The following is a 16697-nucleotide window of genomic DNA, read 5'->3' on the forward strand; positions in this document are numbered from 1 at the left end:
CTCGCGGAAGGGTTCTGCTTTCCCCTGGTCGAAGCGATGGCGTCGGGGTTGCCCGCGATCGTCTCCGACATCGCCGTGTGCCGCGAGGTCGCCGCCGGGGCCGCCCGGCTGGTCGATCCTCGGAAGGCTTCGGCGATCGCCGGCGCGGTCTCCGAACTGGCGTCCGACCCCGCTCTCCGCGGAGCGCTGTCCGGCCGCGGGATCGTCCGGGCCCGCGACTTCTCCTGGCGACGCGCCGCGGAAAGGACGTGGAACGTGTACCGGCGAATCCTCGAAAACCGATGAAGCGCAGCCTCGGATCGGACGCCCCGCCGGTGCCGTGCGGGCAGAACGCGAAGCGCTTCCGCGCCGGGACGAAGGCGCCGCGCCGTTTCGCCCGCGAAACCCGGCGCCGGGAGGGTTCGCGAATCGAAAGGAGGGCGCGGCGCTGGCGGCTGCCGGAAGCGCTCGACCGATGAAGACCGCGGTCGTCCATGACTGGTTGACGGGAATGCGCGGGGGCGAATCCGTGCTGGAGGAGATCCTCGGCCTCGTTCCCGATCCGACCGTGTTCACGCTCTTCCACTTTCCGGGAAGCGTTTCCGCCAGGATCGAAGCCTTCCCGATCGTGACGTCGTTCCTGCAGCGCCTCGCGACGCCCCGCGCCTATCGGAGCCTCCTCCCCTTTTTCCCGGCGGCCGTCGAATCCTTCGACCTCTCCGGGTTCGACCTCGTCGTTTCTTCCTCGCATTGCGTGGCAAAAGGGGCGATCGCGCGGGAGGGGGCGAGACACCTCTGCTACTGCCACACGCCGGTGCGGTACGCCTACGGCCAGTTCGACGCGTACTTCCCGCGCCGCTCGACGCGCGCGTACGCGTTGAAGAAACTCTTCGTCGGCCGCCTTCGCCGGTGGGATCGCCGGACCGCGGGGCGCCCGGATCGCGTGCTCGCCAACTCGAGCGCGGTCGCCGCGCGCGTCCACGACGTCTGGAATCGCGACGCGGCCGTCGTCTTTCCGCCCGTGGACGTCGACTTCTTCACTCCCGGGACCGGCCCCGCGGAGGACTACGCGCTGTGCGTCGGGGCGCTCGTCCCGTACAAGAAGTTCGACGTGGCGATCGAATGGGCGCGGCGAACGGGGCGGGCGCTGCGGATCGTCGGGGCCGGGCCGGAGGAAAAACGCCTCCGCGAAAACTGCCCCGCCTCCGTTTCATTCGAGAGCGGGCTTTCCCGGGAGACCCTGCGGGAGCGATATCGGCGATGTGCGTTCTTTCTGCAACCGGGCGAAGAGGACTTCGGCATCGCCTCCGTCGAGGCGCAGGCGTGCGGCCGGCCCGTCGTCGCGCTCGGCCGCGGCGGCGCTCTCGACGTCGTCACCGGTCCCGCCTCCGGCGCGACGTTCCCCGAGCCCGTAATGGAACACGTCGTGCATGCGATTGACTCCCTTTCCCGTGTGGGCTTTAATGCCGGGGCCGCGGTCGCGAACGCGCGGCGGTTTTCCCGGGAGCGATTTCGGGCGGACTTCAGCCGGGAAGTGCAGAACCTGACGGAATGATCAAACAGTACGTGCGGCGGCAGGCATCGATCCTGATCGCGGCGGACGTCGGCGCGACGCTCCTCGCGCTCGTCGCCGCGTGGTTCCTCCGTTTCCGTCTCGGCGTCATTCCGGTCACGAAGGGCGTCCCGGGAGCCGAACCGTACTGGCGGCTGGCTCCGATCCTCGCGTTCCTCTGGCCGGTCGTCTATTCCTTCCACGGACTCTACCGTCCGCGGCGCGGACGCTCCCGGTCGGAAGAGGCGTTCGTCATCTTCACCGCGACGGCCCTCGCCGTCGTGCTGCTCGCCGGCATCGCGACGTTCTACCGTTCCTTCTCCTACTCGCGCCTCGTCCTCGTCATCTTCTTTGGCTGCGACGTGCCGTTCGTCGTCGCCGCCCGACTCCTCGTCCGGTCGCGCTGGGAAGCGAAGTGGCGAAACGGCATCGGGGTGAAAAGGGCGGTGGTCGTCGGGGCCGGACGCCTCGGCAAGTCGGTCGTCGACCGGCTCGTCGATCACCCGGAGACGGGAATGCGCGCGTGCGCGCTGCTCGACGACGATCCGTCGACGCACGGCGGCGATTACCGCGGCGTTCCCATCGCCGGCCCGACCACCGCCGCGGCGGCCTGGCTCGCGGCGGGGCGAGCGGAGACCGTCTTCCTCGCGCTCCCCCTCGAAGCGCACCGGCGGACGCTCGAGATCGTCGCGGCCGCCGCCCGCGCGGGAGGTGAAGTCCGCGTCGTTCCCGATCTCCTCCAGCACATCACGTTCCGGGCGGGGCTCGAGGACTGGGGCGGGCTGCCCGTCGTGCATCTGACCGAAACTCCGGTTTCCGGGTGGTCGGGCCTGGTCAAGCGCGCCCTCGACCTCACGCTCTCGTTCGGGGGCCTCCTCGTCCTCCTCCCCTTCTTCCTCGTGATCGCCGTGATCATCACGCTCACGGACGGCGGACCCGTCCTCTATTCCCAGGAGCGGATGGGCCTCGACGGGCGGCCGTTCCGGATGTGGAAATTCCGCACGATGCGCGTCGACGCGGAAGAGGAGACCGGAGCGGTCTGGGCGACTCCGGACGATCCCCGGCGCACGACGATCGGCCGATTCCTGCGGCAGTGGTCCTTCGACGAGCTTCCCCAGCTCTACAACGTGCTCCGCGGGGAGATGTCGCTCGTGGGTCCGCGTCCGGAACGTCCCGAGTTCGTCGCGGAGTTCAAGGAGAAGTTCCCCCAGTACATGCTGCGCCACCGGGTGCGATCCGGAATGACCGGGTGGGCGCAGGTGCATGGCTGGCGGGGAAACACGAGTCTCGCCAAGCGCATCGAGTACGACCTCTTCTACATCGAGAACTGGTCGCTCGCCCTCGACGTGCGGATCCTGTGGATGACGCTGGTGAAGGATCTCCGCGCCAACGCGCATTAGATTCGATAGCCGGCGCGGACATCGACCCGGCCGGGCGCGTGCCGCCCGCGAGCCCCTGCGGGACATGCCGGATCGCCAGCGGCTGGCAGAGTGTCACTCACGCTGTCTCTCTCGTTGACAGGTCGCGGCAACCGGCGCAGGATTTCACCTGAAAAGCGAAACCCACGTGTTTCGTGAAGGAGAAGACCTGGCCGCCGGACCGGCTGAGTGCGCAGCGTCGGCAGAAAGCCTGCCGCCGAAATGACCAACTCGCCGACGGAACCAACGATGAGGCGCGGCGAGGCGCGAGCCCGGCGGGATGCGGGGCGCCGGCGGGCGGCGAAGGCGTACCGAAAGCCGTACGTCGAGCCGCCGGTCGACGACACGCGCCCGCCCGGCTCGATGCATCGCCGCGCCGGCTAAAAGAAAGGAGTGCCGTCCGTCGGCGGCTGCGCCACTCCCATCAGCTTCAGAACCGACGGATCCACGTCGATGATCGACGGAATTCGTGTATTGTTGAGCTTCTCCGTCGAGAAGAAGATGCCCCGGACGAGCTGCGGATCGACCGAGCAGTGGTCGCCGCTCCAGACGTCGGTGTTGTCCTCGAACAGGTTCTCCGTCGGCACCCCGAGCGAGGACTGCCAGGAGACGCGGAACCCCGCGGTGTTCAGGACGAAGAGGTCCGGGATGAGGTTCGGGTCGAACTTCCGGTAGGCCTCCTCGCGGCGGATGACGCGCGAGACCGCCTTCTGCCCGTTCTTCGCGTCGGTCAGCGTCAGGAGCCGGGCGATCAGCTCCGACCGCACCTTCTCGTACTCCGCTCCCGGCGCGACGATGCCTTCCTTCTCGCGCCCCGCGACGTTGATGTAGATCTCTCCGAGGCCCATCGCGTACGCCTTCGATTTGGACCAGTCGACGCTGTCCCAGAAGGTGCCGTGCGAGAAGAGCTCGTCCAGGTTCTTCCGCTGCGCCTCGCCCTTCAGCGCGAGATACCCGTTCTGCACGAGCCACGTGTCGTAGTTGACGGAGCGCCGCCACGTCGCGAAGCCGTGGTCCGAGAGCACGATCAGCACGTCCGACGGCGAGAGCTTCGCGCGTGCCTGCCCGACGATCGCGTCCATCGTGTCGTACGCCTTCTCGACCGCGTCGCCGTAGATCCTCGCGAGGGCGGCGTTGTACGCGGGATGCTGGGGGTCCCGGAACCTCCAGAAGACGTGGCTCACGCGGTCGGGGAACTCGAAGTACTGGACCGCGCAGTCGACTGATTTGTCGGCGAGCAGCGTGTCCAGGATCTTCCGCTCGGCGACGACCGTCGCGTCCACGTCCTGGAGAAATGTGGGCTCGTCGATCGTCCCCGACTGGATCGACCACGTGTCGATCGCCCATCCCATCGTCTTGAAGAGTCCCACCTGGGCCGCGAGGTCCCGCGCGAAGGACGCCGGGGTGGAGAGGGAGAACCCCGGCGGCAGGTGCCGGGGGTCGAAGTTGACGGGAGAGAGATAGAGGCCGATCTCCGGCGTCGCCGAAACGAGCTTGAACTTCGCCATCCCGTGGACGGTGACGAGGGGGTTCGCGGGAAAGGCGAGCGGCACCCAGTCGCTCCACTGCCCGACCGCGAGGTGAATCCGGGAGCCGGAGGTCGCGATCGACAGCCCCTTCTTGTCGGCGTCGACGGCGAGGGTCATCTTCGCGTCGAGCCACCCCTCGGGATTGCCGAAATACTTCGCGGGAGGTCCCGTGATCTTCGTCGCGATCGAGCCCTCGTTCGCGTCGAGTCTGACGAGCTCGATCGAGAAGTCGTTGCCTCCCTTCGGCGCGAAGAACGGATCGGACGTGTAGAAGGACGGCCGCCCGATGCGCCCGGAGAGATCGGGCACGCCGAGACCCGCGACGAGCCTGCCGTCGAACGCGTCGGGCGGAAACGTGACCGGCATCCGGATGACCACCGCCTTCTTCCCCGCCGCGCCGAGAGCCTGCCAGAGGGTCGTGCCCTGCCGGTTGTTGATCGCCGTGGGCTGCTTCTCCGGGAGATCGCGGCGGACGGTCACGAACGCGAACGCGGCGGCCGCGACTCCCGCCGCGAGAAAAACCGCGCGCCCCCAGCGGCGAACGAAGAGCTGCGGAAAGAGGCCCAGGAGGAGGAGCACGGCCGCGCCGAAGACGGCCGGGTTCGCCGCGCCGAAGAGGAAGGGTCTCTCTCCCTCCTCCGCGATCGCGAACGTGGGCGTGAGCGTCTTCGGGTCGCGCTTGAGGAAGTCGAAGATGCGCGTGCTGCCCGGATCGAGGCCGGTCGAGAAGGAAGCCCACGAAACCGGCGTCTGCGCGGGAACCGGCGGCAGGAGCGGGGTGAAGCCGCCCTGCTTCTCGACGGCGGCGAGGTTCGGGAGCCGGCCCGCCGCGATCTGCTTCTCGACGATCCCCGCGTCCACCCCGTCGAAGCCGAGGATCACGACGCGGCGCTTCGGCCCCTGCGCCCGGACCGGGAGCGCGGACGCGAGCGCACACACGAATCCGACGACCGCGGCCGGCAGACGTTTCACGATGCGCGATCCTAGCAAAACGAGCCGCTCCGTGCCGCCTCGCCCTTTCCGACCCGGCGACTGAAGGCTTCCACGGCGATACACTTTCGCGCATGGAATCCCTCGACGCACTCTCGGACCGGATCCGGGCGTCCCTCGAACCCGACGTGCGCCGCCATTTCTCGCCCGAGTTCATCATCTGCAGCGAATATTTCGACCGCTTCACCGTCGAGACGGCGGGGCGCGCTCTCGACCGCCTCGACCTGCTCGGCGAATTCCGGACCCCGACGACGCCGCGGGAAGCGATCGCGCGCCGGGGCTACGCCGAACGCGCGGAGACGGCGCTTCGCTGGATGCTCGAGAAGCTCGCCGAGGAGGGCTTCTTCGAAGCCGGCGAAGGCGGCCGCTTCGTCGCCCGGGTTCCGCTCCCGCCCGCGGAGAGCGGGGCGAAGGAGAAAGCCCTCGCCGTCTCTCCCGGATGCGCTCCCGGATTCACGGTCGTCGAGGCGCTCTCCGAAAGCATCGAGGACTTCTTCGCCGGGCGAAAGAGCGGCGAGGAGATCCTCTTCGCTCCCTCGAGGCTCTCGCTCTGGTTCGATTACTTCAACAACGACAATCTCCTGTATGCGGTGAACAACCGCCTCGGGGCGGAGGCCGCGGCGCGGGCCCTGCCGAGCACGCGGCCGGCGGCGGTCCTGGAGCTCGGCGGCGGCGCGGGCTCCGCGGCCCACGCGCTCCTCGAGCACCTCGCGGCCGAAGGACGACTGGGAAACGTCGCGAGGTACCTCTTCACCGAACCGGTCCCCGCGTTCCTGCGGCGGGGCGAGCGGTCGCTGAAGGCGCGATTCCCCGAGGTGCCCCTCGAGTGCCGGAAGCTCGACATGAACCTGTCTCTCGTCGAGCAGGGGATCGCGCCGGGCTCGATCGATCTCGTCTACGCCGTCAACACGATCCACGTCGCTCGCGACCTGCGGAAGACGCTCGCCGCGATCCGCGAGGTCGTCGCCCCGGGGGGGGCGGTCGTCTTCTCCGAATGCGTCCGACCGCGCGCCGGGCAGCCGATCTACATCGAGTTCATCTTCAATTTCCTCGAGAACTTCGTCAACGTCGTGACCGATCCGGAAATCCGCCCCACGCACGGTTTTCTCACGCCGGACAACTGGCGGGCGGCCCTTCGCTCCGCGGGTTTCGAGAAGACGGAGCTCCTTCCCGACGTGGACGCGCTCGCGCGCGAATATCCTTCGTTCTTCGTCGGCGCGATCACCGCCCGGCGGCCGATCGCGGGTTGAGAGCCGGCGTCAGCGCGGGTCGGGCGCGGCGACGCCCCGCGACGCGCGACGCGGCGGACTCGTCGCGGCCGCGCCGGGAGGCTGCTTCCGGCTCGGGTCGTCCCAGAACGGATAGAAGCAGTACCACTGCGTGGGATACCGGCGGACGTATCTCTCGAGGATCGCGACGAAGCGCGCGACGTTCGCCCGGAGGTCCGTCTCGTGCTCCCCGCCGCGGGCGATCGGAAGCGGGTCCTCGATGACGATGCGATAACGGTCCCCCTCGCGGAGGATGAAGGACGGGAGCATCGGCGCGCCGGAGACCATCGCCGCCGCGAAGGGCCCCCGCGGGAAATAGGCGGGCTTCCCGAAGAATTCGACGGCGATTCCCGTGTTGTTGAAATCGCGGTCGCACTGGATGCCGAGGATTCCTCCCCGGGCGAGGGCCTGCACGACGGCGATCCCGGAAAAGTAGGAGTCGCCGACGGGGATCTCGCCGACTCCCCAGCGGCGGTGCATGCCGCTCCGGAAGCGCTCGACGATCGGGAACCGGTCGGGTTTCAGGACCACCTGGATCGGGTGATCGAGTCCGCCGAGGAGCATTCCTCCGAGATACCAGTTGCCGAGATGGGCGGTGGCGAGCAGGACGCCCCGACCCTCGCGCTCCGCCGCGACGATCTTGTCGTACCCCTCGATCTCGGCGACGAGAGCCTGCGCCTCGGCGAACGGGCGCTGCGCGAAATAGAAGAAGTCGATCCAGTGGTACGAGTGCTGGTCGATCATCTCGCGGGCGGCGGCGGCGACGCGCGGCGACTCGGCCGGCTCCCCGAGGATCCGGGAGAAGTTCCCCCGGATCGCGGCGAGGTACTTCGGGCGGAGAGCGAAGAAGCGTCCCACGGTCTGCCGGGCGATCGCCGCGAGAGCGGGCCGCGAGAGATAGCGGGTCATCGCCCGGAAGAGCGGAAACCACAACGCGAACGACGCGGAGTAGACCGCGTTCACCGCCCGGTTCCGGGTCGCCATCTTGTCCTGCATTACGTCACGGTCGACGGAATTGCGGGTTTCGATCGCCCGATCCGAATCCCGGGGCGACGACGGGAATTCCCGGATCTCGGATGACTCCGGCCACGATCGACGCTCCGGTCGTCTTCCGGCGTATTCACGTCCGGGACAGGACCCGCGGCCCGCTCGCCGTCACCAGCACGTCGTCTTCGATCCGGACGCCGATCCCCCGGTAAGCCGGCGGCGCGGGAACGTCGGCGCGGAAGTACAGACCCGGCTCGACGGTGAGGACCATCCCGGGCTCGAGCACCCGAGGAGCGCCGCCGGCCCGGGCGGGAGCCGGGTCGTGCACGTCGAGTCCCAGCCAATGGCTCGTCCGGTGGAGCGTGTAGGGCTTCTGGCGTCCTTCCTCCAGGACGCGACTCCCGGGCCCTTCCAGGACCCCCATCGCGACCAGGCCGTCGGCGAGGACCCTCTGGGCGGTGTCATGGACGTCGTCGAACGTCGACCCCGGAACGCACCGCGCGATCGCCGCCTCCTGCGCCGCCGCGACCACGTCGAGCACGCTCCGCTGCGCGGCGTTGCCTCTGCCGGATGCCGGGACGGTCCGCGTGACGTCGGCGCAATACCCCTCGAATTCCGCGCCCGCGTCGATCAGGACGAGGTCGTCCCCGCCGATCGTCGCGTCGTTGCGAACGTAGTGCAGCGTGGCCGCGTTCCGGCCCGACCCGACGATCGAGGGATAGGCGGGGCCCGCCGCGCCGCGCCGGCGGAACTCGTACTCGACCGCCGCTTCGACCTCCCATTCGCCGACGCCGGGACGGACGACCCCGGCGGCGCGAGCGTGCGCCGCCGCGGTGATCGCGGCCGCCGCCTCGAGCGCCCGGATCTCGCTCTCCTCCTTGCGGAGGCGCATTTCCGCCAGCAGGGCGGCCGGATCGACGAGCTCCGGGTTCGGGCCGCGTTTGCGAAGCCCGGGTAGCTTCGCCCACCACGCATCGATCCGCGGATCGCGTCCGAGGGGCAGCGCCAGCCGGTCGGCGCCCGCGAGCGTGTCCGAGAGGAAGTCGTCGAGACGATCGAGAGGCCAGGCGGTCGCGCCGTACGCCTTCGCTCCCTCGACTCCTTCGCGATCCCCCTCCCACGCCTCGCGCTCCGGATCGCGCGGGAGGACGAAGAGGTGGAACCGCGGACCGTCCAGAACGGCGACCGCGTCGGGCTCGGAAAACCCGGTCAGGTAGAGGAAATCGGAATCCTGCCGGAATCGATGCGCGGTGTCGCGCGAGCGGTACGCGACGCGCGCGGCGGGCACGACCGCCGGAGTCCCGGCGAGAAGCTCGGCGAAACGGGCGCGCCGTCCGGCATGATCGTGGGTGATCGGTCTCACGAGCCGGCCATCATACAATCGCGCGCGTGCGTCTCGATCAGCGAATCGCTCGCGAGCACGCGCTCTCGCGCCGCAAGGCGCGCGATTACGTGGAGACGGGCCGCGTCGACGTCGCCGGCGCGGTCTGCCGCGAGCCGGGGCGCGAGGTCGGCGACGACGCGCGCGTGGCGCTCGACGTCAACCGACCGGCCGTCGGAAACGTTCGCACGAAGCTCCTCGTCCTCCGGGAGGATCCTTCGCTCGTCGTCGTCGACAAGCCCGCGGGCCTTCTCACGCTCGCGACGGAAGCGCGCGAGAAGGACACGCTTCTCGCCCGGGTGAACGCGTACCTCCAGCACCGGTATCGGCGGCGGCCGTACGTCGGCGTCGTCCATCGGCTCGACAAGGACACCTCGGGCGCGATCGTGTTCGCCCGCTCCCGGGAGGCGCTGCGCGCTCTCCAGGAGCTCTTCCGCCGCCACGACATCGAGCGCGAGTACGTGGCGATCGTCGAAGGGAACGTCTCCCGCGACTCCGGGACGATCGGATTCGATCTGGTCCGCGACGGGGGCGACCGTCGCCGCGGGACGGCCCGCCCGGGGGAAGAAGGCCGGCGTGCCGTCACGCATTACCGCGTTCTCCGGCGCATGCCGGCGGCCACGCTCGTCGCGCTCCGACTGGAAACCGGACGGACGCACCAGATTCGCGTCCACCTCGCCGCGATCGGACATCCCGTCGTCGGCGATTCGGTCTACCGGCCGCGGCATCTCTCCGGTCCGCCGATCGAGGCGGCGCGGCAAATGCTCCACGCCCGGACACTCGGATTCCGCCATCCCGACAGCGGGGAACGCGTGATCGTTTCGAGCGAGCCTCCCGCGGATTTCCAGGAATGCGTGGCGAAGGTCGGACGCCTTCCGGCACCCGCGGCATCCCGCTCGACGGACCCTCGGGGGCGGGAGCGGCCCCGGCACGAAGGGAAAGCGATCGAATCGACCGAACGCGCCGGCGCCCGCCGCTCGCCCTCGTCCGCCTCGAGGCATCCCCCTTCGCCCGGGCTCCGGCGCGATCCGCCTTTCCCGGCGGGCGCGAAACGGATCGTGACCCGCCGTCGAAATCCGCCGACGCCCGGGAGCGCGAAGGAGGATCGTCGCGGCCGCGATCTCGTGGCACAATCGCGGGCGGAGGTAGATCATGTCGGAATCGACCCCAGCGGCTCACGAAGCCGCCCCGCGCGCAAGAACCCGCACGGCGGCTCGCCGCAAGGCGGGCCCGAGAAAAAAAACGGCTTCCCGCCGAAAGTCCGCCCCGGGCGGTCTCCCGGCCCTCCTGAACCGGCTCTCCGCGCAGGCGTCGAAGGCCGGCGCCGCCATCGCCGCCGGCGCGACCGGTAGCAAGGAATCCGCGCGCGCCGCCCTCGCGAAGGCGCGCGGCGCCTCGCAGCAGGCCGTTCGCACCTCGGTCCGCGAATGGAAGAAGCTCGACACCCCCCGAAAGGTGGAGTTCGTCGCGACGCTCCTCGCCGCCCTCGCCGCCGCCTCGGGCACGGTCGCGGCCGCGCGGAAAAGGAAGTAGTCGCGGGCGGCGCCGTCACGGGTTGGCGGGTCGACGACTCGCGAGTCACGAGTCACCGGGATGACGGAGCTCGCCACTTTCCGACCGACTCGCGACTTTCCGACGCGCGACTCGAGACCGGGCGGCGCGTCGCCCGCGCCGCTCCCTACCGCGCGGCCGCGACGAGCTTCAGGAACTGGTCGGCCGTCCTCCGGCCCGCGGCGCTGGCCGCCGCTTTTCCGTCGGCGCGATAGACGATCGTGTGCGGCAGCTCTCCCTCCCACTTCGGATCCACCGCGTCGATGAACCGCTGCGGATCCTCCGACGACTCGATGAAGCAGCGGAACGGGCTCGCGATCCCGTCGAGCACGGCGGGGACGACGGTGTCCTTGAGTTTCAGGGAATCGGCGGAGACGAGCACGACGTCGAACGAACCCTTCCCCTGCCGCCAGGCGCGAGCGAGCGAGGGCAGTTCCTCGCGGCAGGGCTCGCACCAGGTCGCCCAGAAGTTGACGACCAGGGGCTTGCCGCGATGCGGCGCGACGACCTCGGCGCGATAACGCTCGGGGGAGACGGGAACGATCGCCCGGGCCGGGTGGGCCGGAACGCCCGCCGCCGCGGCGGCGAGAACGAGCGCGCCGATCATCCGCGCTTGATGCTGCAGCCGAAGGCCTTGGTCGCCGCCACGGGGACCCCCCGGCCGGCGAGCAGGGCATCCAGCGCGTTCCGGAGATCCGGCGATCGAACGCCCGCCGGATCGTCGCGGTTCTCGTCGATGCGGCCGTGATACCGGACGACCCCCTCGCGGTCGACGACGAAGATCTCCGGCGTGTGCTCGGCGCCGTACGCGTCGGCCGTTCGGCTCCGCTCGTCCTTCGCGACCGGGAAGGTGAAGCCGTGCTGTCGCGCGTGCGCGACGATCTCGGGAACCGGCTCGTCGACGTTGCTGTTCACCCCGATGAACCGGACGCCTCGCGGCGCGTACGCCTTCTCGAGCGCTTCCATCCGGTCGTCGTAGGCGTTCGAGACGGGACAACGCGTCGAGATGAACATCACGACCGTCGCCGCATGCGCCGCCCGTTCCCGCGCGAGCGAGATCGCCCCGGACCCGTCCGCGACCGGCAGCGAGAACTCGGGGGCCCGGTCGCCGGGAGAGAGGGCATGGAGCGTTTCCGCGGGTGCGAGCAGTGCGGACGCGGCCAGGAGAAGGGACCCGAGCGGCTTGTTCATCGATCGCCTCCCGCGAGCCCGAGGCTCGCCGGGGTTTCAAACACCGCCGGCGGGGATGGAATTCCGGCGGGGCGAAGCGGAAACCGGCGGGAACCGGCGGGAGAGCCAGGCTTCCAATTCCTCCGGATGGAAGCCGAACGGTCCCGTCTTCCCCTTGTAGGCGACGCGTCCGCGTTCGTCGACGACGTAGATCCGCTCGGGCCACCCCGCATAGAGCGCGTCGGCCCGATTGTCCATCGCATCGACGGCGAGGGGAATCCGGTAATGGAATCGGGTCGTGAAGTCGGAGGCGATCGCGATCCTCTGGGCGAGGGTGCGGGGCTGCGGGTAGCAGATTCCCTGGTCGTCGTTGACCTTCATCTTCCACTCGTCGGTGGGATGCGCCTCGCGGATGTAGACGGTGAGGAACTCGGCACGGTCCCGGTAGCGGTCGTAGATCCCCTCGAGCCGCGCGACCGAGCGGCGGAACGGAGGTCAGGTGAAGCTTCCGAAAATGAGGACGAGCGGACGAGGCCCGATCCGCCGCGCGATCCGCACCATTTCCGGCCCGGCGACGGCGTGCAGGGCGACGTCGGGCGCCGCGCTCCCGACGCGAAGGGCCCCCTCGCGGCGGGTGTCCCAGCGCAGCATCCCGATGACGTTCGACGGCCCGATCTTCGCGACGGCGAGCGCCGCGGCCGCGACCACGAGGGCGGCAACGAGGAGCAATGCCCGGCGGAGCGTCATGCCCGGAATTCTACTCTCCCCTCCTTCCGCCGATCGACTCTCCGGAGCGGCGTGGCAGCCGGCTTGCTGCGACGTCCGGGAGGCGGGGCACGGTCGTTCCGCCGGCATCCGACGAAGGGGGTTTCGATGGCGAAGAAGATCGACGGAATGAGGGTCGCGATCCTCGCGACCGAGGGTTTCGAACAGTCGGAGCTCCTCGAGCCGAAGAAAGCGCTCGAGAAGGAGGGGGCGGTCGCCGAGGTCGTTTCTCCGAAAGCAGGAAAGATTCGCGGATGGGAAGGGGGCGACTGGGGGAAGGAAGTGGACGTCGACGTCCTGCTCGAAGAGGCGGACCCGTCCCGCTACGAGGCGCTCGTTCTGCCCGGCGGGGTCATGAACCCCGACAAGCTCCGGATGAACCCGCGCGCGGTCGCGTTCGTGAAGAGCTTCGTCGAGTCGGGAAAACCGATCGCCGCGATCTGCCACGGCCCGTGGACCCTGATCGAGGCGGGCGCCGCGCGCGGTCGCCGCATGACCTCGTGGCCTTCCCTGCAGACCGATCTGCGGAACGCGGGAGCGCAATGGGTCGACGAGGAGGCGGTGGTGGACGACGGCATCGTCACGAGCCGCAAGCCCGCCGACCTTCCGGCTTTCCACCGGAAGATGCTCGAGGAGTTCGAGGAACGGCGCCACGCGCGCGCGGGAGCGGAGACCGCCCGCACCCGGGCATAACTCTTGCTCCCCTGGTGGCGCCAGAGAGGGAGGTTTCCATGCTGCTGACCATCGCCATCATCCTGTTCATCGCCTGGATCCTGGGGTTCTTCGCGTTCCACGTCACCGCCGGGTTCATTCATCTCCTGATCGTGTTCGCGGTGATCGCGTTCGTCGTCCATCTCTTCACCGGCCGCCGGTCCGTCGTCTGAGTCCGGGGGAAGATCCGTGGGGGAGGCCGCTCCGGCGGCCTCCTTTTTTTTGCGCCCCGGCTGCCGGATGATCGCCGCGTGAAGCTCACCTTCTTCGGGTCGAGAGGGTACGTCGAAGAATCCTCTCCGACCCACGCGGGCCACTCCGCCTTCACCGTCGAGACCGCCGGATTCCGCCTCCTGTGCGACTTCGGGGAGAACCGCCGCGGCCTCCTCGGGCGCATCGATCCCGACGCGATCGTCGTGTCTCACGCCCATCCCGACCATGCGTGGGGCCTCGCCGAAGGAGCCTCGGCGCCCGTCTACGCCTCCCGAACAACCCACGACATCATCCGCGACCTCCCGATCCGGGAACGCGTCGTCGTCGCCCCGGGCCGGCGCCGCCGGGTGGGACCCTTTTCGGTCACCCTTTTTCCGGTCGCCCACTCGGTGCGTTGTCCGGGCACGGCGATCCGGCTCGAAGCCGAAGCTCGGACGCTTCTTTACTCCGGAGACGTCGTGAGCTTTCCCGAGCCGGACCGCGCTTTCGCCCGCGTCGGAATCTACGTCGGCGACGGATCGACGCTCACCGGCTCGCTCGTCCGGCGGCATTCGAGCGGAGTCCTGATCGGGCACACGACCGTCCGCGCGCAGCTCGGATGGCTCGGCCGCTATGCCGTGCGCCGCGGCATCTTCGCGCATTTCGGCAAGGGCCCGATCGAGATGGGGGACGAGGCGCTCCGCGCGCGCGTCGCCGACCTCGCTTCCGAGAAGGCGCCCGGATGTCAGGTCGAGATCGCGACGGACGGAAGCTCCTTCGACGTTTAGCGTCCCGACCCGAAATGGCTTTCGCGTCGCGGGCTCGATGCTCGCCGGCATCGGCCCCCGCGACCGACCCGTCCGCGCCCGCGCTAGAGCAATAAGGAGGCGGAGCGGGACTCGAGCCGAACCTGCTTCATCGTGCACTGCTTCGGCGCCTTGTCGGGTCTCCACCGAAGCAGCTTCGTGCCGTGGCGGAACCGGCCTCCCGAAAACGCGTCGTACCGGACCTCGACGACCAGTTTCGGCTGGAGCGGTTTCCAGTCCGCGCTCCGCTCCGTGCTCCATCGGCTCGGACCTCCGGGCGCGCGCCCGGTGAATCCGGGAGGCCGGACGAGCCTCTCGAGGAGCTTCGTGAGATCGGCCCGGTCCCCTTTCAGGCCGGAGGTGAATCCGACGTGGTGGAGCTTTCCATCGTCGTCATAGAGCCCGAGCAGCAGCGATCCCACCTCGCGCCCCTTCGAAGCGTAGCGGAACCCGCCGACGACGCAGTCGGCGGTCCGAAGGCTCTTGATCTTCTGCATGCCGCTCCGCTCCCCCGAGCGGTATTCGACGTCGATCGCCTTCGCGACGACGCCGTCGAGCCCGCCTCCGACCATCCGGAACCATTCCTTCGCCCGCTTCGCGTCCCGCGTCGCGGGAGACAGGAAAAGTCCTTTCCCTCGCCGGAAATTCTTCTTCGCGAACGATTCGAGGCGGCGCCGCCGATCCTTCAGCGGCCGGTCGACGAGCGAGGCGCCGTCCTCCCCGACGAGGAGGTCGAAGACGATCAGCGCCGCGGGCGTCTCTTTCGCGAGCCGGCGGATACGGCTCTCGGCGGGGTGGATCCGGAGGAGCAGGTCGTCGAACGAGAGCCCGTCTCCCGCGGGGATCACGATCTCTCCGTCGAGCACGAACTTGCCGGGGGAGAGGGCGAGGAGCGCCCCCTCCACCTCCGGAAAATACCGGCCCAGCGGCTGCCCGCTCTTCGACTGCAGATCGAGCTTCTTCCCGTCGCGGAAGGCGAGGCAGCGGAACCCGTCCCACTTCGGCTCGTACTGCCAACCCTCCCCTTCCGGGATCCCGTCGACGAGGAGGGCTTCCATCGGCGGGTACGGAGGGCGAATCGGAAGCGTCACAGGTACTCCTCCAGCCGGAACCGCCCCTTCTTCGCGAGGAGCGGCGCCCAGAGATCGCCCGTCCCGCGTACGCGGGCGACGACGTTGTCGATGCGGAAGTCCTCGATCGCGATGCCCCTCTCGACCTCCTCCCACGTCACCGGCGTCGAGACCGCCGCCCTCGGGGTCGGGCGGACGGAGTAGATGGAGGCCAGCGTACGGCCCCACGCGTTCTGGTTGTAGTCGACGAGGACGCGCCGAGCCGGGCGTTTCGCGATCCGGTATTCGGCGGTCGCGAGCTTCGGATGCCGGGCCGCGATCTCCTGCGCGAACCGTTTCGCGAACCCCCAGACCTCCTTCTGGGTCGGCCCCCGCACGATCGGCACGTACACGTGGATGCCCCGCGACCCCGTGGTCTTCGCCAGTGCCGGCATCCGCAGAGCCGTGAGGGCGGCGTCGACCGCGCGCGCGGTTTCGCGCACCTGCGAGAAGGAGCCTCCCTTGACCGGATCCAGGTCGAAGTGGACGTAGTCGGGCCGATTCACGTCGTCGCACCGCGCGTACCAGGGATTCAGGTCGATGCAGCCGAGGTTGATCACCCAGAGGAGCGAGGCGAGATCGTCGACCACGGGGAAATCGATCACGTTTCCCGAGGCATGCTCGATCGCGCACGTCCGGATCCAATCGGGCCGCGGCGACGGCGCCCGCTTCATGAAGAAGAACTCGCCGCCCGCGCCGTGCGGATACCGCTTCATGACCATCGCGCGGTCCGCGACGTGCGGGAGGAGCCAGGGGGAGATCGCGGCGTAATAGCGGAGGAGGTCTCCTTTCGTCACGCCGAACTCGGGCCAGAAGACCTTCCGGAGGTTCGTGAGCTTGACGCGGCGGCGGCCGATCGCGATCTCCGCCTCGTCGCGGTCCGCGGGGATCTCGGGAAGGGCCGGCCGTTTCACGGCCGGTCTCCGCGCGCCGGCCGGGAGAGCGGGGCGAGGCGCGGCGGACGGGGGCCGTGACGGGCTCCGGCCGCGATGCCGACGTACCCGAGTTCGCGCCCCTCGCGCGCGCTCCGCAGGAGGAGGCCGCCGCGGCTCATGTCGCCCCGGCCGACGAAGTCTCCCGGGAACCGGAGCCGCTCGCCGAAGACTTTCCCGAGCAGGTCCACGTACTTCCCGGTCGCGATGCTGCCCAGGAGAACGATGTCCGTGTCCGGTCCGACGCGCTGCGCGAGCTCGCGAGCATGGCGCACGAGCGGCCGCCGGTAGCGGGGCTCGCCGGAGTCGATCGGCACGCGCGCGAAACGCCTCAGCCGGGCGAGCGTGATCGGCTCC

At 69.5% G+C, this 16697-nt stretch carries 17 protein-coding genes and 1 pseudogene; 8 read left to right on the forward strand and 10 right to left on the reverse strand.

Annotation, left to right across the window (positions count from 1 at the left end):
• The 3 genes from VFS34_17120 to VFS34_17130 all read left to right on the forward strand — a co-directional run.
• The coding region (locus VFS34_17120) for a glycosyltransferase (protein HET9796172.1) at positions 1-285 on the forward strand (285 nt) is incomplete at its 5' end.
• A gap of 169 nt (positions 286-454) precedes the next feature.
• Positions 455-1534 carry a glycosyltransferase gene (locus VFS34_17125; protein ID HET9796173.1) on the forward strand — a complete coding sequence of 360 codons (1080 nt, stop codon included), beginning with the start codon at positions 455-457 and terminating at the stop codon, positions 1532-1534.
• Complete coding sequence (locus tag VFS34_17130) at positions 1531-2931, forward strand: undecaprenyl-phosphate glucose phosphotransferase (GenBank protein ID HET9796174.1); 1401 nt, start codon at positions 1531-1533, stop codon at positions 2929-2931. The genes VFS34_17125 and VFS34_17130 overlap by 4 nt, the downstream gene beginning before the upstream one ends.
• A 398-nt stretch (positions 2932-3329) precedes the next feature.
• On the opposite strand, the gene VFS34_17135 is transcribed toward VFS34_17130, so the two are convergent.
• Positions 3330-5450 carry an alkaline phosphatase family protein gene (locus VFS34_17135; GenBank protein ID HET9796175.1) on the reverse strand — a complete coding sequence of 707 codons (2121 nt, stop codon included), beginning with the start codon at positions 5448-5450 and terminating at the stop codon, positions 3330-3332.
• 92 nt (positions 5451-5542) lie between these two features.
• Between VFS34_17135 and VFS34_17140 the strand changes: the two genes are divergently transcribed.
• The gene (locus tag VFS34_17140; protein ID HET9796176.1) at positions 5543-6718 is read left to right on the forward strand and encodes a class I SAM-dependent methyltransferase; all 1176 of its coding nucleotides are present in this window, start codon (positions 5543-5545) and stop codon (positions 6716-6718) included.
• Between the two features lie 9 nt (positions 6719-6727).
• On the opposite strand, the gene VFS34_17145 is transcribed toward VFS34_17140, so the two are convergent.
• The gene (locus VFS34_17145) at positions 6728-7732 is read right to left on the reverse strand and encodes a lysophospholipid acyltransferase family protein (GenBank protein ID HET9796177.1); all 1005 of its coding nucleotides are present in this window, start codon (positions 7730-7732) and stop codon (positions 6728-6730) included.
• A 124-nt stretch (positions 7733-7856) separates the two neighbouring features.
• Positions 7857-9086 (reverse strand): aminopeptidase P family protein, encoded by a 1230-nt coding sequence (locus VFS34_17150; GenBank protein HET9796178.1) that lies wholly within the window; start codon positions 9084-9086, stop codon positions 7857-7859.
• A gap of 26 nt (positions 9087-9112) precedes the next feature.
• Here VFS34_17150 and VFS34_17155 point away from each other — a divergent pair, with 26 nt between their 5' ends.
• The gene (locus VFS34_17155) at positions 9113-10456 is read left to right on the forward strand and encodes an RluA family pseudouridine synthase (GenBank protein ID HET9796179.1); all 1344 of its coding nucleotides are present in this window, start codon (positions 9113-9115) and stop codon (positions 10454-10456) included.
• 326 nt (positions 10457-10782) lie between these two features.
• On the opposite strand, the gene VFS34_17160 is transcribed toward VFS34_17155, so the two are convergent.
• From VFS34_17160 to VFS34_17175, 4 genes and pseudogenes are all read right to left on the reverse strand, one after another.
• Positions 10783-11262: a redoxin domain-containing protein gene (locus VFS34_17160; GenBank protein ID HET9796180.1), complete on the reverse strand. Its 480-nt coding sequence runs from the start codon at positions 11260-11262 to the stop codon at positions 10783-10785.
• Entirely contained in the window at positions 11259-11846 is a 588-nt protein-coding gene (locus tag VFS34_17165; protein HET9796181.1) for a thioredoxin family protein, read from the reverse strand. The genes VFS34_17160 and VFS34_17165 overlap by 4 nt, the downstream gene beginning before the upstream one ends.
• 36 nt (positions 11847-11882) lie before the next feature.
• Positions 11883-12308, reverse strand: a pseudogene (locus tag VFS34_17170) (deiodinase-like protein).
• Between the two features lie 12 nt (positions 12309-12320).
• Positions 12321-12572 (reverse strand): hypothetical protein, encoded by a 252-nt coding sequence (locus VFS34_17175; GenBank protein ID HET9796182.1) that lies wholly within the window; start codon positions 12570-12572, stop codon positions 12321-12323.
• Positions 12573-12698: 126 nt separating this feature from the next.
• Here VFS34_17175 and VFS34_17180 point away from each other — a divergent pair, with 126 nt between their 5' ends.
• From VFS34_17180 to VFS34_17190, 3 genes are all read left to right on the forward strand, one after another.
• Entirely contained in the window at positions 12699-13283 is a 585-nt protein-coding gene (locus tag VFS34_17180) for a type 1 glutamine amidotransferase domain-containing protein (GenBank protein HET9796183.1), read from the forward strand.
• 38 nt (positions 13284-13321) lie between these two features.
• Complete coding sequence (locus VFS34_17185) at positions 13322-13474, forward strand: lmo0937 family membrane protein (protein ID HET9796184.1); 153 nt, start codon at positions 13322-13324, stop codon at positions 13472-13474.
• A 78-nt stretch (positions 13475-13552) separates the two neighbouring features.
• Positions 13553-14281: an MBL fold metallo-hydrolase gene (locus tag VFS34_17190; protein ID HET9796185.1), complete on the forward strand. Its 729-nt coding sequence runs from the start codon at positions 13553-13555 to the stop codon at positions 14279-14281.
• 83 nt (positions 14282-14364) lie between these two features.
• Here the strand turns inward: VFS34_17190 and VFS34_17195 are convergent, their stop codons facing one another.
• The 3 genes from VFS34_17195 to VFS34_17205 form a co-directional block, all read right to left on the reverse strand.
• Positions 14365-15390 carry an ATP-dependent DNA ligase gene (locus VFS34_17195; GenBank protein HET9796186.1) on the reverse strand — a complete coding sequence of 342 codons (1026 nt, stop codon included), beginning with the start codon at positions 15388-15390 and terminating at the stop codon, positions 14365-14367.
• Positions 15387-16322, reverse strand: coding sequence for a non-homologous end-joining DNA ligase (gene ligD, locus VFS34_17200; GenBank protein ID HET9796187.1), 936 nt, complete (start codon positions 16320-16322; stop codon positions 15387-15389). The genes VFS34_17195 and ligD overlap by 4 nt, the downstream gene beginning before the upstream one ends.
• Positions 16319-16697 (reverse strand): hypothetical protein (locus VFS34_17205; GenBank protein ID HET9796188.1); only part of this gene is annotated, 379 nt, incomplete at its 5' end. The genes VFS34_17205 and ligD, both read right to left, overlap by 4 nt.

It is taken from the genome of Thermoanaerobaculia bacterium, from assembly GCA_035717485.1.
Lineage (GTDB): Bacteria > Acidobacteriota > Thermoanaerobaculia > UBA5066 > DATFVB01 > DATFVB01.